Origin of the sequence: Mesorhizobium sp. M7A.F.Ca.ET.027.03.2.1 (assembly GCF_003999175.1) — a bacterium.
GTDB lineage: Bacteria > Pseudomonadota > Alphaproteobacteria > Rhizobiales > Rhizobiaceae > Mesorhizobium.
This window is the reverse complement of the sequence record NZ_RZOM01001223.1, coordinates 1-1,674: the sequence shown is the minus strand read 5'-3', so window position 1 is coordinate 1,674 and position 1,674 is coordinate 1. Positions and strand designations below refer to the sequence as shown.

The 1,674-nt window shown below is 64.1% G+C and carries 2 protein-coding genes; both read right to left on the bottom strand.

The window, feature by feature from the left end; genetic code table 11:
* Positions 1 to 989, bottom strand: a 989-nt coding sequence (locus tag EN750_RS33200) for a branched-chain amino acid ABC transporter permease (RefSeq protein ID WP_145968153.1), incomplete at its 3' end; no start/stop codon positions are given.
* 1 nt (position 990) lies between these two features.
* Positions 991 to 1,674: branched-chain amino acid ABC transporter permease (locus tag EN750_RS33195; protein WP_145968152.1), on the bottom strand; the 684-nt coding region annotated here is incomplete at its 5' end.

Below are 1,674 nucleotides of genomic sequence, written 5' to 3'. Positions count from 1 at the left end.
ACGATGACCATGGTCATGATGGTGACGGAGACCAGGAAGGTGAAATTGTCGGGAGAAATGTAGGAGACGTAGAAGGCGTAGATCGTGCCGGCGAAGGCGGCGAGAAAGGCGTCAACGGCGAAGGCCAGAACCTTGAACCACGCCACATTGATGCCTTGCGCCTTGGCGGCGATCTCGTCGGCGCGCAGCGCATTCCAGGCCAGACCGATGCGCGAACCGTGCAGCCGATGCGCGGTGACGATGGCGACGACGACCAGTGCGGCCGACAGATAATAGAAATTCGCCTGGCTCGGCAGCTTCCAGCCGAAGATCACCAGCGGATCGGCAAAGGAATGGCCGAACAGGCTGGGCGCCGGAATACCGACCAGTCCGTTGGGTCCGCCGGTCCAGCTGAAATTGTTCAGCAATTGCTGGACCACGACGCCGAAGGCGATGGTGACGAGCGCGAGATAGGTATCGCGCGTGCGCATCGACGGGATGCCGATGATGAAACCGAACAGGGTCGCCGCCAGCGCCGCGACCGGCAGCGTCAGCCAGAAGCTGACGCCGAAATTGATCGCCAGCAGCGCCGACACGTAGGCGCCGATGCCGTAGGAAGCGCCGGTGGCGAAGTTCGGAATGTTGGCGCTGCCGAGCTGGAAATTGAGCGCCAGCGCCAGCACCGCATAGAGCTCGGCGACGATCAGCAGATGGAGGATATAGGTGTTGGATCCGACGAAGAACGGAAAGGCCAGGACGATGACCGCCGCAGTGATCATCGCCACGAGCGGAACCCGGGCAAAGCTCGCCAACGCATAGTCGGCGATCCACGGCAGCCTCTCCAGCAGATAGAAACCGAGGCCGAGCAAGGCCAGCAGGCCGACCACCTGCCAGCCGCCGTCGACTCTGAGGATGAGGTACAGGAACGCTGCCCCGATGATTTGCGAGGCGATGGCGAAGACCGTGGCCGCGGCTATGCCCGGCACGTCGGGTGAAGCATGACCCTGCATGCTAGACTTTCTCCATGACGGTGCGCCCAAGCAGGCCGGCGGGGCGGAAGATGAGCACGGCGATGACCAGCAGGAAGACGAAGACCAGCCGGTAGGAAGCGCCGTCCGGCACGAATGTCTGCGCCAGCACTTCGATGCCGGCAATGATCAGTCCGCCCAGTATGGCGCCCGGCATCGAGCCGAGGCCGCCGATGACCGCGGCGGAAAAGCCGAGCAGGCCGGCCATGACGCCGAAGTCGAACCGTGTCACGCCGGCATAGCTTGCGAACAGAAGTCCAGCGATGGCGCCGATAGCCGAGGCAATGAAGAACGTCGCACGGAAGACGCGTGCATCGCGGATGCCCATCATGCGCGCCACGACCCGGTCCTCCGAGGCCGCCCGGATGCGCAGCCCGAGCGGGGTCATGCGCAGGAAGACAAACAGCATGGCAACCAGCGCGACGGTCAGCACCACCACCAGCAGCGCGAACCAGCTGATGGCAACGCCGGAGATTTCGAAAGCCATGCCCGACACCAGGCGCGGGAAGGCATGCGGGTTCGATCCCTGCGGATAGAGATGGCGGATCAGCTCGCGGATGACGATGCCGAGCGCCACGGTCGCCACCAGCGCCATCATGGCGGGCGCATCGCGGAAGCGCCTGATGACCACCTTGTCCAGCAGGACGCCGATCAAACCGACGGCGAG